This is a genomic window from Thermococcus sp., assembly GCF_026991495.1.
Classification (GTDB): Archaea; Methanobacteriota_B; Thermococci; order Thermococcales; family Thermococcaceae; genus Thermococcus.
The window spans coordinates 1-25,249 of record NZ_JALXBJ010000026.1 but is presented as its reverse complement, the minus strand read 5'-3'; the positions used below and the strand labels follow the sequence as shown (position 1 = coordinate 25,249).

Sequence of the window (25,249 nt, the reverse complement as noted above, 5' to 3'; positions counted from 1 at the left end):
GTCTCCAGTGCCCTGCTGAATACGCTCCATGCATCAAGGGCTGTCCGGTTCACATAGACATTCCCGGCTTCATAAGCAAGCTCGTCGAATACCGCGATAATCCCGACAAGGCCGTAAAAGAGGCCCTCAACGTCATCTGGGCCTGCAACTCCCTCCCGGCTACCACCGGTCGTGTCTGCCCGCAGGAAGACCAGTGCGAGAAGAACTGCGTCATGGGCAAGGTTGGCGACAAGATAAACATAGGTAAGCTTGAGCGCTTTGTTGCAGACTACGCCCGTGAGAAGGGCATAGACGACGAGCTCCTCTTCGAGATCGTCCCGAGCATTGAGAAGAAGGGTCAGAGCGTTGCGATCATCGGCGCCGGCCCGGCGGGGCTCACAGCCGCAGGAGAGCTTGCCAAGGACGGCTACGACGTCACGATCTACGAGGCCCTTCACGAGCCCGGAGGGGTTCTGATGTACGGAATCCCGGAGTTCAGGCTCCCCAAGGACATCGTAGAGAAGGAGATAGATAAGCTCAGGAAGCTCGGCGTTAAAATACTCACCGACCACATAGTTGGGAAGACGGTGACCATAGGGGAGCTCCTTCAGGAGTACGACGCGGTATTCATAGGTTCTGGCGCCGGGACGCCGAGGCTCGTCAACGCTCCCGGAGTTAACCTGAACGGCATCTATACGGCGAACGAGTTCCTCACGAGGGTCAACCTCATGAAGGCCTACCTCTTCCCCCAGTACGACACCCCCGTTAAGGTCGGGAAGAAGGTTATCGTCATCGGCGCTGGCAACACCGCCATGGATGCCGCGAGGAGCGCGAGGCGCTTTGGAGCTGAGGTCACGATAGCCTACCGCCGCGGTGAAGAGGATGTCAGCGCGAGGGTTGAGGAGGTGGCCCACGCGAAGGAGGAGGGTGTGAAGTTCGTCTACTTCGTCAATCCGGCGGAGTTCATAGGGGACGAAAACGGCAACGTCAAAGCGGTGAAGTTCGAGAAGATGCGCTCGCTTGAGGAGAGGGACGCCAGAGGAAAGAGGAAGATAGAGGGAACCGGCGAGTACGTCACCCTCGAAGCCGACACGGTGATCATAGCCATCGGCAAGCACCCGAACAGGTTAATCATCAGCACCCCCGGCCTCGAAGTGGACAGGCGCGGTAAGATAGTCGTTGATGAGAACCTGATGACGAGCATTCCAGGCGTTTTTGCCGGTGGAGACGCGATAAGGGGCGAAGCTACCGTTATCCTCGCGATGGGCGACGGAAGGAGGGCCGCTAAGGCCATCCACGAGTACCTGACGAAGAAGAGGGAAGAAAAGGCGAACGCCTGATTTTCCCTTTTTCCAAATGGGATCCGGGATTGCGCGGCGGAGGTCTCTCCCATCAACCTTTTCCCAAGGAAAGGGGAATCGAGGGCTAATTACATGGACAATGCCGCATCGTGATGGGATACCCGCTGAGTCCAAAGCCTTAAAAAGTGACCCCCCAAGTGCCCCCAGGTGAGAGGATGACCTACTGGACGAGCGAGGACAACGTCGCGGGAAAGCCCGGGAAGGCCCTCTTCGTAATCCTGCCCACGATAGGCTGCTACCGCTTCAGGATTGGAAAGGCCTGCTACATGTGCTCCTACCCTGCCTCGGCTCCAAAAGTTAAGTGGGGCCAGGAGGCGATAGTTAACTACTTCCGCGAGGCCCTCACAAAAATCGAAGGTAAACCGGGCCCCTTCGCGGTCAGGATTTTTACGTCCGGCTCTTTCCTCGACAACGGTGAGCTCAAACCAGAAACGAGGAGGGGAATCTTTGAGATCCTCTCAAAGATGGACAGCGTTGAGGAGGTAGTCATAGAAAGCAGGAGCGAGCTGGTTCGCTACGATGCCGTTAAAGAATTAGCGGAGATAGTCCCGGACAAGCACTTCGAGGTTGCGATAGGCTTAGAAACTGCCAACGATGACATAGCCGATGTTTCAATCAACAAGGGCAACACCTTTTCGGAGTTCGTCAGGGCATCGGAGATAGCCCGTAACGCTGGGGCGAAGGTTAAGACCTACCTCCTGCTCAAGCCGATCTTCCTGAGCGAGAGGGACGGCATAAGGGACGCGAAGGAGAGCATAATCAGAGCTGAGCCCTACACCGACACCTTCTCAATAAACATCACCGACATCCAGAGGGGGACACTCTACGAGAGGCTCTGGGAGAAGAAAGAATACCGGCCACCGTGGCTCTGGAGCGCGGTTGAGCTCCTCATCTGGGCCAAGAAGAGGTTTCCGGAAAAGAGGATCCTCAGCGATCCGGTAGGGGCCGGTTCGCCAAGGGGACCCCACAACTGCCTCACCGACTACGACAGGGTTATAGGGAGAGCAATAAAGAAGTTCTCAGCAACGCAGGATTTAAGCTACCTTGAGAACCTTGAACCCGAGTGCCGCGAGAAATGGCGCTACATCGTCGAAAACGGCCTGCTCGACTGGCAGCTCGCGATCTGGTGAGCAGTTTCGGCCGGTCTTCTTTTTCTGGACATCCCTGTCCATCCACGAAAGCTTTAAATGTTGACAAACGTAAAACGGCCTGTTGGAGGGTGATGCTGATGACGGAAGAAGCCAAAACTGCTGTTGAAAAAAACGGCTATCTTGTTGTCGGAAAGGCCGAAGGAATCGTTGAGATTGACGTTGATACTTTTCTCTGCAAGGGTTGTGGGATTTGTGTCGAGATGTGCCCGAGGAAGGTCTTCGAGTGGAGCAAAGAGCTTAGCGAGAAGGGTGTGCACTACCCTGTTCCGGTTCACGCTGAAAAGTGCGTTAAGTGCAAGCTCTGCGAGCTGCTCTGCCCCGACTTTGCAATAGCGGTAAGGTGGTGACGCATGATAATCCACGGTGATGAGCCCGGGCAGATCAGGCTCATCAGGAAGCTTTACAGGCCGGGAAACTACTTCATGCAGGGCGATGAGGCTGTCTCATACGGCGCGATCTTCGCCGGCTGTCGCTTCTACGCCGGCTATCCGATAACGCCAGCCAGCGAGATAGCTGAGACAATGGCCAGAGAACTGCCGAAGGTCTCTGGCTACTACATCCAGATGGAGGACGAGATAGGGAGCATTGCAGCGGTTGTAGGTGCATCATGGACTGGCCTTAAGTCCATGACAGCTACCTCTGGCCCGGGGTTTTCGCTGATGCAGGAGAACCTCGGCTACGCGGTGATGACCGAGACGCCGCTGGTTCTCGTTGACGTCCAGAGGAGCGGGCCAAGCACGGGGCAGGCAACGAAGGGAGCCCAGGGAGACTTCTTTCAGGCCAGATGGGGAACCCACGGTGATCATCCAATAATAGCGGTTTCTCCAACCAGCGGGCAGGACGCCTTCTGGGAAACCATTCGCGCCTTCAACATCGCCGAGAGGCTTAGAACCCCGGTGGTTGTGCTCTTCGACGGCGTTTTAGCCCATACGAGGGAGCTCGTCAGGATTCCAGATATAGAGGAGGTCGAGATAGCCTACCGCAAGTTGCCTGCAAACGAGGAAGAAGCTAAGCTCCCCTTCGGCGATCCCCATGGGGACGGCGTCCCACCGATGCCCCTCTTCGGCCACGGCTACTTCACGCACGTAACCGGTTCAACCCACAAGGAGAACGGTTTGAGGGACGTTTACACTCCCGGGGTTCACGATAAACTCGTCAGGAGGCTCCACAGGAAGATAGAGCAGAATAAGAGCGTTTATGAAAAGTACGAGGAGCACTTTAGCGATGACGCTGAAATCCTCGTGGTCAGCTGGGGCGTGACGGCAAGGCCAGCCCTCGGAGCGGTTCTCAGGGCGAGGGAGGAGGGGATTAAGGTTGGTCTCTTCGTTCCAAAGACCGTCCACCCATTCCCGGGAGAGAGGATGAGGAAGCTTGGAAAGCGCGTTAGGGCAATCCTCGTGTCGGAGATGAACCTCGGCCAGATGATACTCGAAGTTGAGAGATACGTCAACGACGATGTTGCCCTTAAGGGCGTTAACAAGATAGGTGGCGTTCCCCTGACCGTTGAGGAGATCCTGCGCGAGATAAGGGGTGTTGCCTGATGGCCAAGGAAATTTACTCTAAGTATCCGCTCATAAAGTACCTGCGCAGGGAGGCCCTTCCGACTGCTCTCTGTCCGGGCTGCGGCGGTGGGACTGTTCTAAACGCCTTCGCCAACGCCGTTGACGGGCTGAAGATAGACCCGAGGGATTTGGTAGTCGTCAGTGGTATAGGCTGTTCCGCCTGGATAGCCTCGCCCTACTTTTTAGCGGACACGCTCCACACGACCCACGGCAGGGCGATAGCCTTCGCCACCGGCGTCAAAGTAGGTTTACCCGACAAGAAGGTCGTCGTCATAAGCGGCGACGGCGACTTAGCGGGAATAGGCGGGAACCACCTTATCCATGCCGCGAGGAGGAACGTCGACATAACGGTAATCCTCGTAAACAACTTCATCTACGGCATGACCGGCGGCCAGGTCGCTCCAACGACACCCTTCGGGGCAATAACGACCACGACCCCATACAGGAACATCGAGCACCCGCTCCAGATAAGCGAAACTGTCGCGGCCGCTGGAGCGAGCTATGTAGCAAGATGGACGACTGCCCACGTCTACCAGCTCATAGAGAGCATCAAGAAGGCCTTAACCGTTAAGGGCTTCTCCCTCGTTGAGGTCATCTCCCAGTGTCCAGTCCAGTTTGGCAGGAGGAACAGGATGAAAGAGCCAGCTGAAATGCTCCGCTGGTTCCTCAGGAACTCTGTCCCTCTTGCTAAGGCGAAGAAGATGAAGCCGGAAGAGCTTGAGGGCAAGTTCGTCATTGGAGAGTTCGTTAACAGGGAGAGGCCCGAGTTCACCGACGAGCTCAACAAGCTGATTGACGAGGTTCAGGAGCACTTCGGGCTGAAGGGTGAGTGAAATGATGGCCTACGATCTCATCGGGGAGAGGATTAGAAAGGTCTTCGGGGACAGGGTGGAGGAGGTCATAATCTTCGGTTCAAGGGTTAGGGGAGACTCCCGTGAGGACAGCGACCTCGACGTCCTTCTTGTTTTAAGGGACAGGATAAAGCCAGAGGACTGGGACAGGATTGGGGAGCTAAGCGCGGGGCTTACTCTCGAACTCGGAGTGTCGGTAATGATAGTGCCTCATGAACCGAGAAAGGACAGTCTCTACCTTACCGCAAAGGCAGAGGGAGTGAGAGTATGAACGAGATAACGGCCCTCGTCAGAAAGGCGGAAGAACGGCTTAAAGCTACTGAGGAGCTCCTTGAGAGAGGGCACTACGCCTTTGCGATATCAAGCGCTTACTATACAATGTTCTACTGTGCAAGGGCGCTTCTGCTCTCGAAGGGAATCACACCAAAGAGCCACGCTGGTGTTCATGCCCAGCTTGGGGAGGAGTTCGTTAAAAGCGGAGAAATGCCTCCAAGGCTCTACACGGGTTACTCCAAAGCTCTGAACATGCGTCACACTGCCGACTACGATGCGTTTGTTGAGTATACAGAAAGGGGCGCCCGTGAGGTCGTTGAGTACGCGAGGGAATTTTTGGAATTCACAAAGTCGTGTCTGGGGGTGTAACCCATGCAGATCAGGTTCGCAGGCGTGGGCGGTCAGGGCGTTGTTCTGGCTGGAGTAATCCTCGGCGAGGCAGCGGCTATAGAGGGATTGAACGTCCTTCAGACCCAGGACTACAGCTCGGCCAGCAGGGGAGGCCACTCCATAGCGGACGTCATAATCTCAAACGAGCCGATTTACGACGTCATGGTTACGAAGGCGGACGTTTTAGTTGCCCTGGCACAGCTCGGCTACGACACCGTTAAGGACTCCCTCAAGGAGGACGGCCTTCTGATAGTCGAGACAGACCTCGTTAAGCCCGATAGACCGTACATCGGCGCTCCCTTCACGAGAATAGCCGAGGAAACAACGGGGCTGGCCTTGACGGTCAACATGGTGGCTTTAGGCTACCTCGTGGCCAAAACGGGCGTTGTCAAAAAGGAGAGCGTTGAGGAAGCGATTGGGAGGCGCGTCCCCGAGGGGACCGAGGAGATAAACATCAAGGCTTTTAGAGCCGGATTTGAGGAGGGATTGAAATGAGGTACCCGTTTCCCGTTGGGAGGTCGGACTTTATACAGGGCGATGAGGCTGTAGCGAGGGCTGCCATTTTGGCGGGCTGTCGCTTCTACGCGGGCTATCCGATAACGCCAGCCAGCGAGATATTCGAGGCCATGGCCCTCTACATGCCCCTCGTCGATGGAGTGAGCATACAGATGGAGGACGAGATTGGGAGCATTGCAGCGGTGATAGGTGCCTCCTGGGCCGGGGCGAAGGCGATGACTGCCACCTCTGGCCCGGGGTTTTCGCTGATGCAGGAGAACCTCGGCTACGCAGTGATGACCGAGACACCGATAGTCGTCGTCAACATGATGCGCGGCGGCCCATCAACGGGTCAGCCGACTTTTCCGGCTCAGGGAGATTTAATGCAGGCCGTCTGGGGAACCCACGGCGACCACATGCTGATAGTGCTCTCCCCCTCGACAGTTCAGGAGGCCTTCGATCTGACCATAAGGGCCTTCAACTTGGCGGAGAAGTACAGGACTCCCGTTGTTATCCTCGGAGATGCCGAGTTGGCGCACATGCGCGAGCGCGTTTACATCCCGAACCCGGACGAGATAGAGGTTGTCAACAGAAAGCTCCCTGCCAACGAGGATGAGGCAAAGCTCCCCTTCGGCGATCCCCATGGGGACGGCGTTCCCCCAATGCCGATATTCGGAAGGGGCTACAGAACCTACGTCACAGGTTTAACCCACGACGAGAGCGGTCATCCGAGAACCGTTGAGCCAGAGGTTCAGCAGAAACTGATAGGCAGAATCTTCAGGAAGATACTCGACCACAAGGACGAGATAATCAGCTACGAGACGTTTGAGCTCGACGACGCCGAGATAGCTATAGTGAGCACTGGGATCGTCTCGCGCTCCGCTATAAGAGCCGTGAAGATGCTCCGCGAGCGCGGTGTGAGAGCTGGTCTTCTGAAGCTCAGCACGGTCTGGCCCTTCGACTTCGAGGTGATTGAAGAGCTGGCGGAACAGGTTAGGAAGATATACGTGCCCGAAATGAACCTCGGACAGCTCTACCACCTCGTCAGGGAAGGGGCGAACGGAAAGGCCGAGGTGGAACTGATAGCGAAGATAGGCGGTGAGGTTCACACGCCGATGGAGATCGTTGAAAGGGTGGTGGGATGATGTACCTGAAGTCCTCTTACAGCATACGGGATAAATACCTTAGAAAGGACATGCTCCCAACGATCTTCTGCCCCGGTTGCGGGATCGGCTCTGTGCTTCAGTTCACGCTTAGGGCGATAGACGACCTCGGCCTCAGCCAGGACGAGATAGTCTGGGTGAGCGGTATAGGCTGCTCCTCCCGCGTTCCCGGCTACGTCAACTTCGACGGCCTGCACACGACCCACGGCAGGGCCTTGGCTTTTGCAACCGGCATAAAACTCACCAACCCAGACCTCAAGATAATAGCCTTCATGGGCGACGGCGACTCCGCCGCGATAGGGGGCAACCACCTCATCCACGCCATAAGGAGGAACCTCGACGTCACGGCCATAATAATAAACAACTTCACCTACGGCATGACCGGCGGCCAGGTCGCTCCAACGACCCTCAAGGGCCTCCGCGGAACAACGGCCCCATACGGCCAGTTCGAGAACCCCTTTGACATAGCCCAGCTCGCGGTCACGGCTGGGGCCAACTACGCGGCGAGATGGACGGTCTTCAACTACCTCCAGGGAATAAACAGCATAAAGAAGGCCCTCCAGAAGGAAGGCTTTACGCTCGTCGAGTTCCTCAGCCCGTGTCCAGTGAGCTTCGGAAGGAGAAACAGGATGAAGACCGCTCCGGAGCTCATCCGCTGGTACCAGAAGATAACGGTTCCGCTCGCGAAGGCGAAGAAGATGAAGCCGGAGGAACTCGAGGGCAAGGTCGTGATCGGCGAGTTCGCCGATAGGGACAGGCCGGGCCTCGTCAGGGAGTACCGGGAGTACATAAAGCGCGCCAAGAAGATGATGGGGTGGGAGCAATGAGGAAGGAAGTCCTCTTCAGCGGCTTCGGCGGGCAGGGCGTCATCCTTGCAAGTGTTATCCTCGGAAGGGCGGCGGCGGTCTACGAGAACCTCTACGCGGTGCAGACCCAGAGCTACGGGCCTGAATCCAGGGGCGGGGCGAGCAGGGCAGAGGTTGTTATAAGCGATGAGCCGATAGACTACCCGAAGGCAATAACCCCCGACTACGCGGTCTTCTTTTCGCAAGAGGCCTACACGAAGTTCCTCCACACGGTAAAGGAAGGTGCAACGGTGATAGTCGAGAAGGACCTCGTCCCCCACAGGGATACTGAATTCGAGGAAAGGCTCAAGGTCATAGCCCTCCCGCTGACTGAAATAGCGGAGGAAACGACGGGGCTGAGCCTGACCATGAACATCCTGACCTTAGGAATACTCGTGGGCGTTACAGGAATAGTCGGAAGGGAGAGCATAGAAAAGGCCGTCCGCGACGCGGTTCCTCACGGCACGGAGGAGATAAACCTCAGGGCCCTCAGGAAGGGCTTTGAGCTGGCCGAAAAGCTCAAACCCTGAGCTTTGAGAGCTCTTCCGTGAGCTCCTCCTCCCTCTTTCTGAGCCTCTCTATCTCGCTTTTGTAGAGGAGTCTCGTCCTCTCAATGTGCTCGATGGCCTCGTCCTTGGTGACCTCTACAATTATGTCCGAGAAAGCCCTGAAAAGCCTCCTTCCCCCTCCGGACTTTATGAGCTCCTCGGCGCGGTCGAGCTCCCCAAGCTTCAGCTCAAGGGCCTGCCTGAGCTCCCTGACCTGCCTGAGCTGTAGGTTGAGGTCGTAGGCCTTCACCGCCTCCATCGGCCCACCCCCATAAAAATTGGGAGGGCTCAGCTCTTCTTCTCGGGCTGGCCCTCCCTCAGCTCCTTGAGGAGCTCGTTGACCTTCCTCGTGTCCTCCTCAATCTTCCTCAGCAGGGCCAGGCGGAGCTCCATGAGGGTGTTTATCCTCTTCTCGATGTTCTCGCGGGCCTCGTCAACGGTCGCGTTTATGAGTATCCCTGCGCCGACGTCCACCACCACATCATCGGGCTTCTCGATCTTGCCCCTTATGGCCACGCCGCTTCCGAGCGGGATGTATATGGCCCTGCCCTCGCCCTTCTCCTTGAGGTAGGCGAGGGTCGAGTCCGTTATCCTGAGCTCAGCTATGGTGGCGTCTATGGCCCCGATCTGCTCCCTGAGGTACTCGATCTCGCCGAGGTAGCTCCTTATCTCGTCCTGTATCTTCTCCGGCGTCCTAACCTTCCTCGCCATCTCCACCACCTCCATCTTTTCCTTACCCATTGTTTTAATAACATTTAGTGCTTAAAAACTTTTCGCGGAAGGCTTATTAGGTCAAAGCCCAATCCACAACCATGATACTCAACGAGACGAAGGGCCTGGTATGGCACGGGAGGGTCGAGCTGGCCGATAACTTTTTCAAGCGCTTCAAAGGCCTTATGCTCGCCGGGGACGTTGACCACGCGCTCGTCTTCGTCCTTCCTGCCGAGACGAGGGCCAACGCCTCGATCCACACCCTCTTCATGCTCTCCGAGATAGACGTCATCTGGCTTGACTCGACGAGGCGCGTCGTGGACTTGAGGAGGGCGAGGAAGTGGCGGTTCTACGCGCCAAAGAGGGCCGCGAAGTACATCATCGAGGGGCCGGTCGGCCTGATAAAGGCCCTTGATGCCGAAGAAGGGGATTTGATAAGCTGGTCGCCGGCCGAGGAGAAGGAGAAGGCCGTCCCGGTCAAGTCAATCCTCCCCGGGAAGATAGACCTAAACGGCTCCAAGAACGGCGTGGCGATGGTGGAGAGCGTGGGGGAGGCGCCCTGAGGGCCAGGGCTTGTAAAAAAAACGTCAAAGAATCCGCCCTTTCAGCGGGTTTCAGCACGCAGAAGTGATAATGGTTTGAGGGGAGCAGCAAACCCGCGGGGTAAGAAACGGCAGTCGGGTTAGGCTGGTTTTGAGCGCCGCACTATGGGGAGGACTTCCTCCTCCAGCCGCTTCGCCCTCTCCTCATCTAGGTAATCCATTACACCGCTCTTCTCCTTGAACATCCTTGGCAGAAGGTGATACAGCGCCACGTGTGCCTGGTGTATGGCTTCAATCTCTTCTGGCTTGGCGTAGAGGTCAAAGTAGCTCAGCGGGTCTGGGTCCTCCAGGTACATCTTCTTTACAGCTTCGTACGGCGATAATTTTTCTCCCCTCTTCACCATATCTTTCCACGCCCTCTTCGTTATCTCTGCCCACGCCTTGGACGCCTTCACGAATACTGGTGCCAGGTCTGCCAACATCTCCGCGTGCTCCCTGGGTACGCCTTTTCCCCTATAATAACTTCTAATTAGCTGTTGGAACTTCTTCATCTTCTCCTCGTCCTCTAAAAGCTCGTCCAGGCTCTTCACCCGTACCTTTGGGTCATTCTTTAAAAACCTTTCGTACACCGTGCCCTTCAAATTCTTCATAATTCTTCTTCCATCTTCTCTATAATCCTTCACAAAGGGATATATCGCCCACCATATTGCATCAGCCTGGTTTGGTTTCAGCTTGTACTTCATCGTCCCTAACAGCCTGTACGCCGTGGTGATGAGGTGGTAGTCCAGCCCATCCTCTTCGTCCTCCACGGGCGGCCCTTTCCAAGCGTAGTGAACGTTCTTAAGCCACCACCTGTAATCTTCCTTGAACTTCTCCTTCAGGGGCGGGAGGAGCGTCCCTCCTCCGTCTGGATTTCTGTCAAACTCTATGCTTATATTTATTGCTCTGCTGCTTTTCTTCCCCGCCGCAGTATCGTACGCGAACCTCCTCTCTTCCGGAAACGGCACCATCATCCCCTCCAAACCTACGGCCCTTTAAGATTTAAGTTTTTCCCCTACATCCTCTCCGGGGCCCCTATGCCCAAGACATCGAGGCCGTTCCTCAGGACGGTCTTTACCGCGAGAACGAGGAGCAGCCTTTCCTCCATGACGCCATCCCCTGCCCTGAGCACCGGGTGGTCCATGTAGAACCTGTTGAAGAGGCTCGCCAGCTCGTTGAGGTAGGCCGGGACGAGGTGGGGCTTGACGTCTTTTCCCGCCTGCTCCATGACTTCCGGGAACTTGGAGAGGAGCTTTATTAGCTCCTTCTCGCGGCCGGTGAGCCTTGAGAAGTCGGCCCTCGCGAGCAGGCTCCTCCAGTCGGTATCAATGCCCCTCTCCCTGGCCCTCCTGAGTATCGAGGCGCAGCGCGCGTGGGCGTACTGGATGTAGGGGGCGCTCTCCCCCTCGAAGTTGAGGACGTCGTCCCAGCGGAAGGTTATCGTCTTGTCCGGGCTGTACTTGACGAGGTTGAAGCGGACCGCGCCGACGCCAACTGATTCGGCTATCTCTTCCTTCTCGGGGCCGCTTAAGCCCGGGTTCTTCTCCTCGACGAGCTTCTTGGCCCTCTCGACTGCCTCGTCGAGAACCTCGTCAACGGTGAAGCCGACCCACGTCCCCTTCCTTCCCGAGAAGGATCCCTCCTCGCGGACGACGTGCTCGTAAGCCAAGTGGTGGAAGTTCTCTGCCGAATCCTCGAAGCCGAGCAACCGAAGGGCGTACTTTATGGCCGTCTGCGGGTGCTTCTGCTCCCTCCCTATCACGTTTATTACTATATCCGCCCTCCCGAACCTCCCGGGCATCTCCTTACCGTCCGGGGCAGTGCTCCAGGTCTCGTGGTTCCCCAACCTGTCCCAGAGCCTGTAGAGCATGTCGGCACTTACCTTCCCGAACTTCCAGAGGTGGTAGGCTATGTCCTTGCCGGTGTAGGTTGCCGTCCCGTCGCTCCTCTTGAGGACGAGGAAGGGGTTCTTCATATCTGGAAAGAGCCTCCTGAGGTCCATCACGAAGGCCCCCTTGTACTTCCCGTCCTCCGCCCAGAAGAAGCTCCCGTTCCCCTCTATGAGTCTGTAGGCCTCATCAAAAATCCCGCTCCTCATTATGTCGCTCTCCCAGCTCAGGAGGTCGTAGGCTATTCTCATGCGGTAGGTGGTGAGCATCTGGGCTTTAACGACGCGCTCCGCGAGCTCCCTCCCGAGTTTGGCCACCTCGCCGCGGCCTTTCTCAAGCTCCTTCATGAGAGCGCGGACTTCGGCCTCCGCCTCCGGGTTCTCTTCAAGCCTCTTGTTCACCTCGACGTAGAGCAGGCCCATGACGTGGTCTATGAGGTTCTCCTTGAGGCCCTTCTCCCTCAGCTCCCCCTCTATCCTCTCGAACTCCTCCCTCATGTTGATGTAGCCCCAGAGAACCTGCGCGAACTGCACCCCGAGGTCGTCTACGTAGTTCTGCACCTCGACGGTGTAGCCGAGCTTTCTCATAATCCTCGCCATCGTGTCCCCCAAAACCGCGTTCCTCGCGTGCCCCATGTGGAGCGGCTTCGTCGGGTTCACGGAGGTGTGCTCCACGATGACCTTCTTTCCCCTTCCAATCCCGCTCTCGCCGTAGGCTTTCCCTTTCCCGAGGATCTCCTCAATCAGGGCCCTCCCGAAGGCCTCGTAGTCGATGTAGAAGTTTATGTAGCCGTTGACGGCCTTGACCTCCTTCACGCCCTCCGGGAGCCTCCCCTCAATCCTCCCGGCAAGCTCCTCCGCTATGAGCCTCGGCGCCCTCCTGAGAACCCTCGCGAGCTGGAAGGCAACGGCCGTCCCGAAGTCGCCGAGCTCCACGCTCGGCGTGTCGGCTAAAGTCACCTCGCCGCTCCACTCCTTTCCCTCCTCACCCAGCAGCTCCGAGATCGCCCCCTGAAGGATGAGCCTGACCTTCTCCTCCACGTCTCCGTAAGCCATATCAACCACCGTCCCCCCTTCGGCCCAACCTTTAAAAACTTCTCCGCCCATCTACGGTGGGGATTCACATGGAGCACCACGTGGGCGAGCACAAGGCCAAGAAGGGGCTGATAAGGATAGAGTTCGACGAGGAGGACGGCGTTGCCGAGCACGTCAGGATAACCGGGGACTTCTTCATACACCCCGAGGAGACGGTTCACGAGCTTGAGGAGGCCCTTGAGGGGCACAGGGTCGAGGAGCTCGAAGCGGTTATGGACGAGTTCTTCAGCATGAGGCTCGACGTCGAGATGCCCTTCGTGAACGTCGAGGACTTCAAGATAGCCCTCAAGAAGGCCGTCAAGGGGGATTAAGCCTTGGGGCGCTCCGTCTCCCTTCCATGGGGGAAGGTGAAGAGGGACTTCCTCCTCCTCTCGGTCGGCTTCGTAGCGGGCTCCATCGCTGGAGCGGTGGTCGTCCTCCTGAACCCAGCTGGCGGCGGGAGGCTTTTCCAGTACATAGCGAGAACCATAGCCGGGAAGATCAGCAGGAAGAGCGCCTTCTCAACCTTCCTCGGAATATACCTCAACAACTTGGGGGTGGCCACGAGCGCCTACGCACTCGGGATCTTCTTCGGCGTGGTGCCCTGGCTCGTGGTTCTCGTAAACGGCTTCATCTTGGGCGCCGTAGTGGCCTACATCCTCAGGGCGCACCTCATGGGTGCAACCACCGTGATCCTCGGCCTCCTCCCCCACGGCGTCATCGAGATCCCCGCGATAATACTCGCCGCCGCTTCCGGCGTGCTCCTATACCGCGGCACGCTGAAGAGGGAGGGCATGGAGACGGTATACGCCTCCCTGAAGTTCTACGTCCTCTCGGCCCTCCTGCTCCTTCTGGCGGCCTTCATAGAGGCCTTCATAACGCCGAGGGTTGCCGGCATTGGATGAATCATGGGTCCCCTAAGAACTCGTTAAGCTGGGCCGCTATTTCCCGGGCTATCATCCCGTAGGGGTCTCCCTTCCTGAGCTTTCCCACCACGGCCCTCAGGTTCCACCAGTAGGCGACCGATACGGACTGGTTCAAAACGCGTTCCTCCCTCAGCCGTCTAACGCTCGAAGAGCTCAGCTCGCGGGCCAGCTCTTTGATAGTTTCACTGGTTTCCTCGGGAACGTTTCTGCTGAGCATTAGCTCGGCGAAGGTTTTGGCGTCGCCGGGGTAGGAGTAGTAGAGAACCCCCGAGACGCCGTACTCACTGCGGAGGAGTCCATCACTCCAGAAGTCCACGGGGAGGTAAACGATCACGATCCTACCCTTAAGGTCGTGATCTGCTATCGGCTCGCTGACGTGGACAGGCCTCAGGCCGTGGGAGCGGGTCACGTTGTCAAGGGCGCTTTCAACGGCCTCCTTAAGCCTGGCGTTTGGAGCTATGATCGATACGTAAACGGTTTGGGGATCCTCCGGGGCGCTTCTCCAGCCGGAAACATTCGGGGCAGCGGAGGGGGAGGCCTGGTATTTCCCAGAGAGACCTGAGAAAACGCCGGATTCGCTGGCCAGTGCCACCGCAGCGAGCGAAAGAACGATCACAGCCGAGAGGCCGAGCCAGATCACGCGCCCCATTCTTTCACCCAATAGAATTTGAAGCGATTATCTTAATTAAACTTCCGTCCCGATGTAGATGCCGTGCCTCGTCCTCACGATCCTTACCCTTATCCTTTCTCCAACCTCTGCCTTCGTTCCGACTACCTCTATAAGCCGGTTTCTGGCCTTTGCGAGCATTTCGCCCTCTATCCTGCCCGGGAGCACCACCTCGGCCTTGACGACCTCACCGGGCCTGAAAGCGAGCGGGATGAACTCGCGCCTCTCCATGCCGAAGTGGGCCGGCTTGAGTACTAAAGGCCTCATCCCGGTCTCCTCCTCCAGCTTTCTCAGCCAGGCGTAGAACTCCTTGAAGGGCTTTACCTTTGCTACCGCCGGGTTCCTGCCGAACTTGTAGGGTATGTAGTTCTGGAAGCCCAAAGCCGGCCAGCGCTTTCCCGCGCCAATCTTCCTCGCGAACTCTATGAACGCTTCCGCCTCATCGTCGTTGATCCCGAAGATTATGACAGGGGCGATGAGGACGTCTACTCCCGCGTTCACTAAAGCCTCTGCCATCTCAAGGACGTGCTCCAAACTGTAGTCCTTCCTCCCCATCAGCATCTTTGCCTTCTCCGGGTCGAGGGAGTGGAGCGAGAGGTTCACCCTGTCCAGGCCGGCCTCGGCGAGCTCTTCAACGAGCTTATCTGTCAAAAGCGTCCCGTTGCTCTGCATCGAGATTACCGAGACGTTGGGGTGCTCCCTCAACGCCTGAACGAGCTCGACTCGAAAGGGGTAGATGAGAGGCTCGCCCTGGCCGTCGAGGTGCGCCTCAAGGCCCCTCCCCTTGATCCTCGCAACCCCGTCGAACCACTTCATGAGGTAGTCTATATCAACGACGTAGTCCAGCTTCCTCGTCCTCGAATAGGGGCCCTCGTCAACCGAGCAGAAGATGCAGCTCATGTTGCAGCCGCTCACCCCCCTGACCTGGATTAGGTTGGTCCCGCGGTCTATCAGGCCGAAGGCGTTGTAGCCGAGGAGGGGAACCCCAAGTCCCTCGTGGATGTAGATGACCTTTCTGTTGGTGTAGCGGTTCCTCAGGAGGGCCCCGAGGTTGTTCTGGATGTAGAGGGCCAAGTAGGGCCCGACCCCCTCGCGGTCGGTCTGGATGAACAGGGAGCCGTCCTTGACTTCTACTTCCGCTGAGATCCCCAACTTCCGCTTCACGGCCCTCTCAAGTTCGCTTTTCCTGAAATCCGCGTAGAGCGTCCCGCGCCAGATAAGCCTGATTTCGTCGCCGAGGTCTTCGAAGCGGGAGTGCGGCAGGGAAACCTCCACCATGGCCCAACCTCTCCGGCCGGGCTTAAAAATCGAACGCTGGATAAATAATCCGAATGCTGTTCTGAGTGCATTGAAGTAAGAATGTTCAAACCACGAATCCTCTCCCTATGCGGACATGGAAACATTTTAATATCAGTGATGCTATTAGCGTAATGATGAACTAAATTGGGTGACGGAGATGTGGGGGAAGATAGAGCACTACTTTGACGAGTACCCGGTTAGGAAGCTGATAGCGAAGACGCTCCTGAAGTACGGCCTCAGGGTCTCGGACGACATGAAGGTTAAGGCCGGGGACATAGAGGTTCCCTACACGAAGATAGCGAAGGCCCTCGACGTTGACAGGCGCGTCGTTAAGGAGACCGTCGGCATGATACTGAAGAACCCGGAGCTCAGGGACATCTACACCAACCTCGAACCTACAGTCCACATGAAGTACGTCGGTAGGCACGTCGGCTACGGGGTCATCGAGATCGAGCCGGAGCCGAGGGCGGTGGGGATACTCGCGAAGGTGTCCCAGAAGATATCGGACAGGAACATCAACATAATACAGGTGGTCGCTGAGGACCCGGAGCTCTACCCAGAGGCAACGCTCACGATAATCACCGAGAAGCCCATCCCCGGCGACCTGATAAACGAGCTCTCAAAGCTTGAGGGCGTCAAGAGGATATCCATCTACTGACCCTCTTTTTTCAAATTTGAACGGCGGCGGTTTCTTTTTACCATCAAGGGACAAATATGGCCCCTTTGTTTGAACCAAAAGTTTCAAACCTTTTTTCTCCGTGGTAACGTTTATAAGTGCCAGTTTTTAACTTTCGGTTAGTCCGTGAAATCCGCCTGAGGACATCAACCGCTGGAGGGTTGATAGATGGGAGAAGCTAACAGGTTTAGCAGGTACGCGTACACGGTTATAGTCCTGTTCCTGATATGGGTACTCCTGACGGCAAGCCTCGATAGACAGGAGCTCATCTTTGGATTTCTGCTGTCCCTCTTCGTGGCTTCCTTCACCTACCCGATGTTCACGAGCCGCGGGCTCGGCAACCTCCATCCCCGCAGGGTGGCCTACGCGATGGCCTACGTCCCCTACTTCCTGTGGGCGATGATAATGGCCAACCTCGACGTCGCCTACAGGGTTCTCCACCCCAAGAGGCCAATAAGGCCGGGCATCGTGCACTGCAAGACCGTCCTCAAGAGCAACACCGGCAAGCTGAGCCTCGCCAACTCCATCACCCTGACGCCGGGCACTATAACCCTCGACGTTGACGGCGAAGACTACTTCATCCACTGGATATGGGTTCCGGATGAAGTCCTCGGGGCCAAAACCGAGGGGGAGCACGTTGAGAACGCGTCAAGGAACATAACCCGGCCCTTTGAAAAATTCCTGAAGGTGATCTTCGGATGATAGGGATCAACGTTTACCTCGCCCTGATAGCGATAGCGACCCTGCTGGCCATGTACCGCTTCCTCGTGGGGCCAACTACACCGGACAGGCTCGTTGCGGTTGATATAATGACGACGATAACCACCGGATTGATGGTTCTCTTCGCCCTCTACTACGGCAGGATGATATACATAAGCGTCGCCCTCGTCTACGCGGTGCTGGCCTTTGGAGGGGTTATAGCGTTCGCAAGGTACCTGGAGGGAGGCCTATGAACGTCCTTTCCGCCACAGGTGAGGCTCTCGTTCTCATAGGAACCTTCTTCTACTTCCTCTCAGCACTCGGCCTGATCAGGATGCCAGACGTTTACAACAGGATGCAGACGTCAACCAAGAGCGCGACCCTCGGGAGCCTGGGCGTCATCATAGGAACCGGCCTGTGGGCCGTGGGAATGGGGCACTCCGTGGCGTGGATCGTCCAGACAGTCGTGGTCGCAACCTTCATACTCCTGACCAACCCGATAAGCGCGCACGCCCTGATAAGGGGGGCTTACAGGAGCGGGATACCCCTCTGGAACGGCAGCGTCGTTGACAAATACGGCGAACACCTCGAAGCGAAAGCCGAAGCCGCTGAAAATGAGAAAGACGAGGGTGATGGGGAATGAACTGCATACCGTGCGCTGAGTACATTATCGTTGCCCTGATGATAGGCTCGGCGATCCTCGCGGTTGAGTGGCGCGATCTGCTCGCGGCGGCGGTAGGTATGGCCGCGGTCAGCCTCTTCGCCTCCATACTGTTCTTCCTCCTGCAGGCGCCGGACGTTGCGATGACCGAGGCGGCCATAGGCGCTGCCCTGAGCGGTGCCGTGGTCATCTTCGCCATCAAGAGAACCCAGCGCTTTGAAACCGAGGAGGAAGAAAGGCCGGGGTGGTGGATAAGATGGTGAGCGTGCTCAAGCGTTCCCTCGCGATAATAACTCTCCTCATAATAGGCTACTGGCTCGCCCAGGGACTCGCCGGAGTCCCCTTCGGCCAGGACAGGATGCTCGTCGGCAAATACTACCTTGAGAACGTCAAGGCCCAGACAGGCGCGGTAAACGCGGTTACCGCGATAGTCGTCAACTACCGTGGCTTCGATACACTCGGCGAGGTAACGGTCCTCTTCATAGCCTCGACCGGCGTGGGGGCACTGCTCTGGAGGCGGAAGAAAAAGAGAACCGCAAAAACCGAAGGCTCGGTTGTCCTGAGAACGGGCTCCGAGCTGCTCTTCCCGTTCATCCTGATGTTCGGCACATACATATTCATCCACGGGCACCTCACACCCGGCGGCGGCTTCCCGGGAGGGGCGACCATAGCGACCGCCTTCCTGATACTCTACATGGCCTTTGTGGACTACGAGATCCCCCACAGGCTCTTTGAGCCCCTCGAAGGACTGGCCGGTATGGGCTATGTGCTCGTGGGGCTTATAGGCCTCGCGATCGGCAGCTACTTCCTCTTCGACTGGATCTGGCAGACCTGGCACTGGGGGGCCGCCAACTTGGGCAGGCTCTTCAGCGGCGGCTTCATCCCGGTCATCTACACCCTCATAGGCCTCAAAGTCGGCACCGAGCTCAGCGGGATCGTGGACAGCATGCTCACAGAGGAGGTGAGAGAATGAGCGTGCCCCATATAGGTCTCTACTACTTCGGCGCGCTCTCGCTCGTGCTCGTCGGGATCTACGGTGTCCTCGTCAAGAAGAACCTGCTGAAGATCCTCATATCCCTCAGCATAGTCGAGACAGGTGTGAACCTCCTCCTCATAAGCGTCGGCTACATAACAGGGAGGAGCGCGCCAATACTCAGCGAGGGGATCGGTCCGAAGCAGGCGGTGGATCCCATACCCCAGGCGCTCGTCCTCACGGCAATAGTCATAGGCGTGGCGACAACAGCTATGGCCCTCAGCGTTGCCATAACGCTGTACGAGAAGTACGGAACCCTTAACATCGAGGAGATAAGGAGGTTGAGGGGATGAACGGACAGTACGCTTCCTTGCTCGTGGCGCTCCCCCTGATCAGCGCCTTCTTCGTTCCGCTCATCAAGGGGCTCGGCGGAAGGGCGATAAAGTACTACCTGACCCTGATAACCGCCCTCCAGGCCGGCGTCGCGGCATGGGTCTTCAAGACGGTTTACACCACTGGTAAGCCGATAATAGTCATGGCCGGCGGCTGGAGGCCTCCGGTAGGCATAGACCTCTACATCGGGCACTTCGCGGCGCTCTTCGTCCTCATAGTGGCGCTGGTGAGCTTTTTCATGGCGATCTTCAGCTTCGACTCGGTCTCCACGGAACCGACTGACAAGTACGCGATGCTCTTCCTCCTGCTGATGCTCGGTGCAACTGGCATGATAGCGACCGGCGATATATTCAACCTCTTCGTCTTCATGGAGATAACCTCAATAACCGCCTACGCCCTCACAGCCTACAACAAGACAGGGGAGGCGGCAGAGGCCGCGATGAAGTACATAGTGTTGGGCGGCATAGGGTCGAGCTTCTTCCTCATAGGCATAGCCCTCATCTACGGGAGCACGGGAACCCTCAACATGGCCCAGCTCGCCCAGCTCGCAGGCTCGATAAACCCGACCGTGATCAAGGTCGGCCTGTCCCTCCTCGTCTTCGGTCTCGCCGTCGAGGCTGAGCTCTTCCCCCTCAACGCCTGGGCCCCGGACGCGTATCAAGCGGCGCCCCACCCGGTAACTGCAATGTTCTCGGCCTTCGTGGTTAAGGCCGGCCTCTACGCCCTCGCAAGGCTGGTCTACCTCTTCAGCCACGCCGCGGGCTGGGACTTCATCCTAAAGCTGCTCGTCATCATGGCCACCCTGACGGTCTTCGCCGCCGAGTTCTCGGCACTCAGGCAGAGGGACGTGAAGAGGATGATAGCCTACTCCTCCATAAGCCAGGTCGGCCTGATAGCGCTCGCCCTCTCGGTCGGGAGCCAGCTCGGCGTCCAGGCGGGCGTCTTCCACATGATAAACCACGCGGTCGTCAAGACGCTCCTCTTCCTCACCGTCGGCTACGTTGGGGTGAAGGTCGGCGGAACGGGCATCGAGAACTTCTCTGGGCTCGGCAGGAAGATGCCGCTGACGGCCTTCGCCCTGACAGTAGGTGCGCTCGCGGCCGTTGGAATCCCGCTCTTCAACATATTCTGGAGCAAGGTCTGGATAATCATAGCCTCCATAGAGCAGGGGTACGCGTGGGAGGCCGGCGTCGTCCTGGCAGCCAGCGTTGTAGAGGCCGTTTATTACCTTCGCCTGATCCACACGATGTGGTTCGGCGGGTGGGACGGCATAAGGATAAGGGAGAGCCTCCCGCTCGGGACCATAGCCCTCTTCCTCGTGCTCCTGATCCTCGCCATAGGGGTCTATCCAAACCCCTTCTGGACGCTCGCAAAGAGCGCCGGCACTGACATCTTCAACGTCTCGAGGTACATAGCCAACGTGCCTCTGATGGGGGTGGGACCATGACGCTCGTACCCGAGGCCTACGTTGTACCGCTCACGCTCTTCAGCCCCCTCGTCTTCGGGGTCTTGGCCTGGCTCTTTGACAGGGACTGGATCAGGGAGATACTCGGCGTGATCGGAGCAGCCGTTCCGGTTACCGTGCTTTCGCTCGCCTACGAAAAGGCATCGAGCGGGACGATAAGCTACACAATTGACACGGGGGTCTTCAAGCTCCACTTCGTGCTCAACAGCCTCTCCTGGTACTTCGCCTTCATAGGGGCTCTCGTCGGCATCGCGATGGCCTTCGGGCTCTCATCAACTTCGAGGAGGGGCTACGACTGGCTCTTCAGCCTCATGAGCTTCACAGGTGTGATGGGCGTCTTCCTCGCGAGGGACTTCGTCTCGCTCTTCCTGTTCTGGGAGCTCATGACCTTCGGGAGCTTCATGATGGTCCTCAGGAGGAACAGGCACGAGTCCCTGAAGTACTTCGTCCTGAGCGTCATCGGGGCCTATTCGATGCTGCTCGCCATCGGGATGGTCTACGCAAAGACCGGAACGCTCGACTACGCAATGGCCTCCCAGACGCTCCTCCTCCTCACAAAGATGGGTGGGGTGAGCAAGGCCTACGTTGACACCATCTTTGCCCTCTTCCTCCTCGCCTTCGGCGTCAAGGCGGGGGTTGTTCCACTGCACGTCTGGGCGCCGGGGGCTTACGGCGAGAACGACCAGAGCTACACATCGTTTTTCAGCGGCGTCCTGAGCAAGGCAGGCGTCTACGGCTTCATAATAACCCTGTTCGTCATGCCGAGCCTCTACGGCATCTACTTCGCCATGGGAACCTTCCACGGCCACCTAACTGGAACATACCTCATTGCCTGGGCCGGTGCGGTAACCGTGGTAGTGGCCAGCTTTTTGGCGGTTCTCCAGGAGGACATCAGGAAGCTGCTCGCCTACTCCTCCGTGGGGCAGGTGGGCTACATCATACTCGCCCTCGGTGTCTTCAACGGCGTTGCAGTCGGCGGCGCCATGTTCCACGTCCTCAGCCACGCGATGTTCAAGGGGCTCTTCTGGCTCATCTCAGCCGCCTTAATCCTGAGGACCGGAAAAACAAGGTTCGAGGACTTTGGAGGGCTTGCAGAGAAGATGCCCGTTACCTTTGCAATGGCCCTCATAGCCGTCCTGAGTCTCGCCGGGATACCCCCGATGGCCGGCTTCGCGAGCAAGTGGCTCATCTACGAGGGCGCCATACAGGCCCACATGCCCCTCGTCGCCGGGACGATATTCCTCGGGAGCGCCCTGGCCTTCGCCTACGTCGTCAGGTTCCTCTACGCGGTGTGGTTCGGCCAGAGGCCGAGCGATCTTGACGACGTCAGGGAGGCGCCGCTGCCGCTCCTCGTGGGAATGACCATACTTGCCATACCGAACATCGTCTTTGGCATAGCCCCGGGGCTCGCGGTCAGGCTCATCAACAGGTTCTTCAACACGAACATCACAGTGAACAGCTACTACTCCATAAGCACCCCGACGGGAACCTACAACGCCCTCTCCGTCACGCTGGTCCTCATAGTAGGACTCGCCATAGCTGGCTTGATATACATCTACGGAGCGAACGCGAGGAAGATAAAGGTAACCAACACCTACCAGTCGGGCAACCCGGTAACCGAGGAATACAACCTCGTTATAAGGAGGAACTTCTACAGGCCGCTAGCGGAGGCCCTCGACTTCTGGCTCAAGTACAGCTGGGACCGCTTCTACGAGAGGCTGGCGAACCTCACGGAAGACTTCGCGGACTGGCTCAGGGAGGGCTTCTACAACGGAAACGTCCAGAGCTACTCCTGGTACTTAGCGATAATACTGCTGATCTTAGCTATATGGGGGGTGCTGTGAATGTTCGACTGGAGACTAATCCTCGACGCGATAGGCATCCTGATCTACGCCCTTGTAGTGGGCTTCATCTTCATGGGCATAGAGAGGAAGGCAATGGCGAGGATACAGAGGAGGATAGGGCCCCCGATCTACCAGCCCATCATAGACACCTTAAAGCTCCTCGGCAAGAAGGAGAGCGTCAGCCACGGCTTCATCTACAACTTCGGGCCGGTCTTCGCCCTCGGGGTGAGCATAACGGCGCTCCTCTTCATCCCAATAGCGAACTTCCAGCTCTTCAGCAGCAACGCGGACTTAATAGTAGTCGCCTACCTCCTCGAGGTTCCGATGCTCGGGATAATGCTCGGTGCGATGAGCTCGGGCAACCCCTACTCGGCGCTGGGTGTTCAGCGTGGCCTGCTCACCATGGTCGCCATGCAGCTCCCCTACGGTCTGGCCATAATAGCGCTCGTCCAGCACTGGGGGACTTTCAAGCTGAGCCAGCTGGTAGCTCTCCAGCAGCTTCAGGGGTGGAGCATAACCGTTCCGGCACTTGCCTTGGCGTTCATAGTCTTCGACATAGTCTTCCAGGCCCTCCTCGGCCTTGAGCCCTTCGACATAATCACAGCCCCCGCGGAAATATCCATGGGTCCGATGGTCGAGTACGGCGGCAAGCACGCGGCACTGCTCTTCACCCAGCACGCGGTCCAGCTCTTCGCAGAGACGGCATTCTTCGCGGTGCTATTCTTCGGCGGCGCAAGCAACCTCCTCGATCTCTTCCTGAAGCAGCTGTTAGTGCTCTTCATAGCGATATTCGTGGCCAGCATCTACCCGCGCTTCACCATAGACCAGGCGGCGAAGTTCTTCTGGAAGTGGCCGACGATAATAGGGATAATAGCCGTGCTCCTGACGGTGTGAGGTGGTGTGAATGGCTGAGAGAAAGGATTTTGGTGAGAACGACGGCGTCATACACTACGAACTCCAGGAGTTCAAGCTCTTCGAGCCCCTCTTTAAGTGGGCCAGGAAGAAGAGCCTCTGGATAGTGGCCTTCTGTACTGGCTGCGGTGGAATAGAAATGCCGCCGCTCGCCACTGCCAGATACGACTTCGAGCGTTTCGGAATAATGCCCAACCCTGCCCCGAGGATGGGGGATCTGTTCCTCATCACGGGCTACGTGACGCCGAAGACCCTCAAGAGGATAATCATAACCTACGAGATGATGCAGGATCCCAAGTACCTCCTGGCCCACGGCTCCTGCCCGATAAACGGCGGCGTCTACTGGGACTCCTACAACGTGGTCAAGCAGCTCGACAAATACATCCCAATTGATGTAGCCATAGCCGGCTGCATGCCCAGACCCGAAGCCGTCATGGACGGCATAATGGAGATAATGCGCAAGATAGAGAGGGGTGAAGCCGACGGCTGGAAGCGCTACCGGGAGAACTACGAGTACTACCGGAGGAACCAGGATAAGCTGTTCGGCGAAGGCTGGCGCGAGAAAGAAGCTAAGAGGTGGCTCGCATGGATATGAACGGGAAGATGAGGGAGGAGAAAGTCGAGGAGACCAAACTTCCGGACACGAAGGAGGGGAAGCTCGTTAAAGCCCTCATCGAGAAGGCATCGTACGCAGAAGGCAGCGTTAGGCGCGAAAGAAGGGTGGAGTTCAACGTCCCGGCCGAGAGGATACACGACTTCCTTGAGCTCGCGAGCGAGACCTTCGAGATGCTCATGCAGATAAGCGTCGTTGACTGGCTCAAGGAAGGTGAATTCGAGGTCGTCTATCAGCTCTGGAGCGTGAGCGAGGGGGCTCATGCATTCGTGCGGACAAGGATTTCCAGAGAGGACGCAAAGCTACCAACGGTAATGGATATCTGGCCGGTCGCGGAGACCTACGAGAGGGAAGCGCACGAGTTCTTCGGAATAATCTTCGAGGGCAACCCGAGGTTGGGGCCCTTCATCCTTGAGCCGAGGGAGTACGAGAAGCACCCACTCAGGAAGGACTTCAACATGCTCTCCTACGTGAAGGCAATCTACGGGGACGACTTCGACAGGTATGACGAGAGCAAGACGAACTACGTGATATGAGGTGATGATCATGACTAATCCCGAGGTTCCCAAGGAGTTGAGGGAAGAGGCAAAGGGGCACGACATGTACCTCCATCCTATAGCGAAGGACACCTACGAACTGTTCTTTGGGCCGCAGCACATGGCAACCGAGAACTTCAGCATAATCCTGAAGATGGACGGCAACAGGGTTGAGAAGGCCATAGTAAACCCCGGCTTTCTCCACAGGGGCTTTGAGAAGCTGGCGGAGCAGAGGCCCTACTTCACCAACATAGCTTTACTCCTCAGGATCTGCGTCCCCGAGAGCGACGTTCCGGAGAACATCTACTCCATGGCCGTCGATGAAATAGTCGGCTGGGAGGTGCCGGAGAGGGCGGTGTGGATAAGGACGACGGTACTTGAGATGGCGAGGTTAAGTGCGTGGATGTTCTGGATAATGGGCTTTGGGAACGAGATAGGCCTCTATACAGCGGGCCAGTGGGCGGCAGCTTACCGTGAGAGGCTCATGCGCCTCTTCGAGGAGTTAACAGGCGGAAGGGTGTACCACATCTACACCGTTCCAGGTGGCGTTAGGAGGGACATACCCGGCGACCGCTGGCTGAGGCAGCTCAGGGACACGGTAGAGTACATCAAGTCCAAGATGAAGGACTTCGACGAGATACTCTTCGACAACTACATCACCTTCGAGAGGACCGAGGGGGTTGGAGTTATGGACAAGCGCTTCGCCCTCAAGC

32 protein-coding genes and 1 pseudogene are annotated in these 25,249 nt (G+C 57.5%); 27 read left to right on the top strand and 6 right to left on the bottom strand.

Going from position 1 to position 25,249, the window contains the following annotated elements; genetic code table 11:
• The 11 genes from gltA to MVB78_RS03530 form a co-directional block, all read left to right on the top strand.
• Positions 1–1,319: NADPH-dependent glutamate synthase (gene gltA, locus MVB78_RS03580; protein ID WP_297487903.1), on the top strand; the 1,319-nt coding region annotated here is incomplete at its 5' end.
• Between the two features lie 176 nt (positions 1,320–1,495).
• Positions 1,496–2,470, top strand: a complete 975-nt coding sequence (locus MVB78_RS03575) for an archaeosine biosynthesis radical SAM protein RaSEA (RefSeq protein ID WP_297487920.1) — start codon at positions 1,496–1,498, stop codon at positions 2,468–2,470.
• A 98-nt stretch (positions 2,471–2,568) separates the two neighbouring features.
• Positions 2,569–2,838, top strand: coding sequence for a 2-oxoglutarate ferredoxin oxidoreductase subunit delta (locus MVB78_RS03570; RefSeq protein ID WP_297487917.1), 270 nt, complete (start codon positions 2,569–2,571; stop codon positions 2,836–2,838).
• Between the two features lie 3 nt (positions 2,839–2,841).
• Entirely contained in the window at positions 2,842–4,032 is a 1,191-nt protein-coding gene (locus MVB78_RS03565; protein WP_297487901.1) for a 2-oxoacid:acceptor oxidoreductase subunit alpha, read from the top strand.
• A complete protein-coding gene (locus MVB78_RS03560; protein WP_297487899.1) occupies positions 4,032–4,886 on the top strand; it encodes a 2-oxoacid:ferredoxin oxidoreductase subunit beta in 855 nt (284 codons plus the stop codon). Before MVB78_RS03565 ends, MVB78_RS03560 begins: the two co-directional genes overlap by 1 nt.
• A 1-nt stretch (position 4,887) precedes the next feature.
• Entirely contained in the window at positions 4,888–5,175 is a 288-nt protein-coding gene (locus tag MVB78_RS03555; protein ID WP_297487897.1) for a nucleotidyltransferase family protein, read from the top strand.
• Complete coding sequence (locus MVB78_RS03550; protein WP_297487895.1) at positions 5,172–5,546, top strand: HEPN domain-containing protein; 375 nt, start codon at positions 5,172–5,174, stop codon at positions 5,544–5,546. The genes MVB78_RS03555 and MVB78_RS03550 overlap by 4 nt, the downstream gene beginning before the upstream one ends.
• 3 nt (positions 5,547–5,549) lie before the next feature.
• On the top strand, positions 5,550–6,062 hold the full coding sequence (locus tag MVB78_RS03545) for a 2-oxoacid:ferredoxin oxidoreductase subunit gamma (RefSeq protein ID WP_297487893.1): 513 nt from the start codon (positions 5,550–5,552) through the stop codon (positions 6,060–6,062).
• The gene (locus MVB78_RS03540) at positions 6,059–7,207 is read left to right on the top strand and encodes a 2-oxoacid:acceptor oxidoreductase subunit alpha (protein WP_297487891.1); all 1,149 of its coding nucleotides are present in this window, start codon (positions 6,059–6,061) and stop codon (positions 7,205–7,207) included. The genes MVB78_RS03545 and MVB78_RS03540 overlap by 4 nt, the downstream gene beginning before the upstream one ends.
• Complete coding sequence (locus MVB78_RS03535) at positions 7,207–8,052, top strand: 2-oxoacid:ferredoxin oxidoreductase subunit beta (protein ID WP_297487913.1); 846 nt, start codon at positions 7,207–7,209, stop codon at positions 8,050–8,052. The genes MVB78_RS03540 and MVB78_RS03535 overlap by 1 nt, the downstream gene beginning before the upstream one ends.
• A complete protein-coding gene (locus MVB78_RS03530; RefSeq protein WP_297487889.1) occupies positions 8,049–8,600 on the top strand; it encodes a 2-oxoacid:ferredoxin oxidoreductase subunit gamma in 552 nt (183 codons plus the stop codon). Before MVB78_RS03535 ends, MVB78_RS03530 begins: the two co-directional genes overlap by 4 nt.
• Here the strand turns inward: MVB78_RS03530 and MVB78_RS03525 are convergent.
• Both MVB78_RS03525 and pfdA read right to left on the bottom strand, forming a co-directional pair.
• Entirely contained in the window at positions 8,590–8,877 is a 288-nt protein-coding gene (locus MVB78_RS03525) for a prefoldin subunit (protein WP_297487887.1), read from the bottom strand. The two genes, MVB78_RS03530 and MVB78_RS03525, sit on opposite strands and share 11 nt — an antisense overlap.
• A gap of 29 nt (positions 8,878–8,906) precedes the next feature.
• Positions 8,907–9,359, bottom strand: a complete 453-nt coding sequence (gene pfdA / locus MVB78_RS03520) for a prefoldin subunit alpha (RefSeq protein WP_297487885.1) — start codon at positions 9,357–9,359, stop codon at positions 8,907–8,909.
• Positions 9,360–9,430: 71 nt separating this feature from the next.
• On the opposite strand from pfdA, the gene MVB78_RS03515 reads away from it, so the two are divergent.
• Entirely contained in the window at positions 9,431–9,892 is a 462-nt protein-coding gene (locus MVB78_RS03515) for a DUF192 domain-containing protein (protein WP_297487883.1), read from the top strand.
• Between the two features lie 119 nt (positions 9,893–10,011).
• Here the strand turns inward: MVB78_RS03515 and MVB78_RS03510 are convergent, their stop codons facing one another.
• Together MVB78_RS03510 and MVB78_RS03505 are read right to left on the bottom strand one after the other, a co-directional pair.
• Positions 10,012–10,893 (bottom strand): hypothetical protein, encoded by an 882-nt coding sequence (locus MVB78_RS03510; RefSeq protein WP_297487881.1) that lies wholly within the window; start codon positions 10,891–10,893, stop codon positions 10,012–10,014.
• A 32-nt stretch (positions 10,894–10,925) separates the two neighbouring features.
• Positions 10,926–12,854 (bottom strand): arginine--tRNA ligase, encoded by a 1,929-nt coding sequence (locus MVB78_RS03505; RefSeq protein ID WP_297487910.1) that lies wholly within the window; start codon positions 12,852–12,854, stop codon positions 10,926–10,928.
• A gap of 68 nt (positions 12,855–12,922) precedes the next feature.
• Here MVB78_RS03505 and MVB78_RS03500 point away from each other — a divergent pair, with 68 nt between their 5' ends.
• Both MVB78_RS03500 and MVB78_RS03495 read left to right on the top strand, forming a co-directional pair.
• Complete coding sequence (locus tag MVB78_RS03500; RefSeq protein WP_297487908.1) at positions 12,923–13,204, top strand: lipoate protein ligase C-terminal domain-containing protein; 282 nt, start codon at positions 12,923–12,925, stop codon at positions 13,202–13,204.
• 3 nt (positions 13,205–13,207) lie between these two features.
• The gene (locus tag MVB78_RS03495) at positions 13,208–13,777 is read left to right on the top strand and encodes a stage II sporulation protein M (protein ID WP_297487879.1); all 570 of its coding nucleotides are present in this window, start codon (positions 13,208–13,210) and stop codon (positions 13,775–13,777) included.
• 1 nt (position 13,778) lies between these two features.
• Here the strand turns inward: MVB78_RS03495 and MVB78_RS03490 are convergent, their stop codons facing one another.
• Together MVB78_RS03490 and MVB78_RS03485 are read right to left on the bottom strand one after the other, a co-directional pair.
• Positions 13,779–14,447 carry a hypothetical protein gene (locus MVB78_RS03490; RefSeq protein ID WP_297487878.1) on the bottom strand — a complete coding sequence of 223 codons (669 nt, stop codon included), beginning with the start codon at positions 14,445–14,447 and terminating at the stop codon, positions 13,779–13,781.
• Positions 14,448–14,483: 36 nt separating this feature from the next.
• Positions 14,484–15,743, bottom strand: a complete 1,260-nt coding sequence (locus tag MVB78_RS03485; RefSeq protein ID WP_297487876.1) for a radical SAM protein — start codon at positions 15,741–15,743, stop codon at positions 14,484–14,486.
• A gap of 178 nt (positions 15,744–15,921) precedes the next feature.
• Here MVB78_RS03485 and MVB78_RS03480 point away from each other — a divergent pair, with 178 nt between their 5' ends.
• The 13 genes and pseudogenes from MVB78_RS03480 to MVB78_RS03420 form a co-directional block, all read left to right on the top strand.
• A complete protein-coding gene (locus MVB78_RS03480; protein ID WP_297487906.1) occupies positions 15,922–16,422 on the top strand; it encodes an ACT domain-containing protein in 501 nt (166 codons plus the stop codon).
• A 186-nt stretch (positions 16,423–16,608) separates the two neighbouring features.
• Entirely contained in the window at positions 16,609–17,142 is a 534-nt protein-coding gene (locus tag MVB78_RS03475) for a Na+/H+ antiporter subunit E (RefSeq protein WP_297487874.1), read from the top strand.
• Positions 17,139–17,393, top strand: a complete 255-nt coding sequence (locus tag MVB78_RS03470) for a monovalent cation/H+ antiporter complex subunit F (protein ID WP_297487872.1) — start codon at positions 17,139–17,141, stop codon at positions 17,391–17,393. The genes MVB78_RS03475 and MVB78_RS03470 overlap by 4 nt, the downstream gene beginning before the upstream one ends.
• Positions 17,390–17,782, top strand: a complete 393-nt coding sequence (mnhG, locus tag MVB78_RS03465; protein WP_297487870.1) for a monovalent cation/H(+) antiporter subunit G — start codon at positions 17,390–17,392, stop codon at positions 17,780–17,782. Before MVB78_RS03470 ends, mnhG begins: the two co-directional genes overlap by 4 nt.
• Positions 17,779–18,063, top strand: coding sequence for a DUF4040 domain-containing protein (locus tag MVB78_RS03460; RefSeq protein WP_297487868.1), 285 nt, complete (start codon positions 17,779–17,781; stop codon positions 18,061–18,063). Before mnhG ends, MVB78_RS03460 begins: the two co-directional genes overlap by 4 nt.
• Before the next feature lie 2 nt (positions 18,064–18,065).
• Positions 18,066–18,773, top strand: coding sequence for a Na(+)/H(+) antiporter subunit B (locus MVB78_RS03455; protein ID WP_297487904.1), 708 nt, complete (start codon positions 18,066–18,068; stop codon positions 18,771–18,773).
• Positions 18,770–19,126: an NADH-quinone oxidoreductase subunit K gene (locus MVB78_RS03450; protein WP_297487866.1), complete on the top strand. Its 357-nt coding sequence runs from the start codon at positions 18,770–18,772 to the stop codon at positions 19,124–19,126. The genes MVB78_RS03455 and MVB78_RS03450 overlap by 4 nt, the downstream gene beginning before the upstream one ends.
• Positions 19,123–20,613, top strand: coding sequence for a proton-conducting transporter membrane subunit (locus MVB78_RS03445; RefSeq protein ID WP_297487864.1), 1,491 nt, complete (start codon positions 19,123–19,125; stop codon positions 20,611–20,613). Before MVB78_RS03450 ends, MVB78_RS03445 begins: the two co-directional genes overlap by 4 nt.
• Positions 20,610–22,475 carry a proton-conducting transporter membrane subunit gene (locus MVB78_RS03440; protein ID WP_297487862.1) on the top strand — a complete coding sequence of 622 codons (1,866 nt, stop codon included), beginning with the start codon at positions 20,610–20,612 and terminating at the stop codon, positions 22,473–22,475. Before MVB78_RS03445 ends, MVB78_RS03440 begins: the two co-directional genes overlap by 4 nt.
• Entirely contained in the window at positions 22,476–23,369 is an 894-nt protein-coding gene (locus MVB78_RS03435) for a respiratory chain complex I subunit 1 family protein (RefSeq protein ID WP_297487860.1), read from the top strand.
• 10 nt (positions 23,370–23,379) lie between these two features.
• Positions 23,380–23,982, top strand: coding sequence for an NADH-quinone oxidoreductase subunit B family protein (locus tag MVB78_RS03430; RefSeq protein WP_297487858.1), 603 nt, complete (start codon positions 23,380–23,382; stop codon positions 23,980–23,982).
• Positions 23,973–24,536 carry an NADH-quinone oxidoreductase subunit C gene (locus MVB78_RS03425; protein ID WP_297487856.1) on the top strand — a complete coding sequence of 188 codons (564 nt, stop codon included), beginning with the start codon at positions 23,973–23,975 and terminating at the stop codon, positions 24,534–24,536. The genes MVB78_RS03430 and MVB78_RS03425 overlap by 10 nt, the downstream gene beginning before the upstream one ends.
• Positions 24,537–24,546: 10 nt before the next feature.
• Positions 24,547–25,249: pseudogene (locus MVB78_RS03420) on the top strand (NADH-quinone oxidoreductase subunit D); the annotation flags it as partial.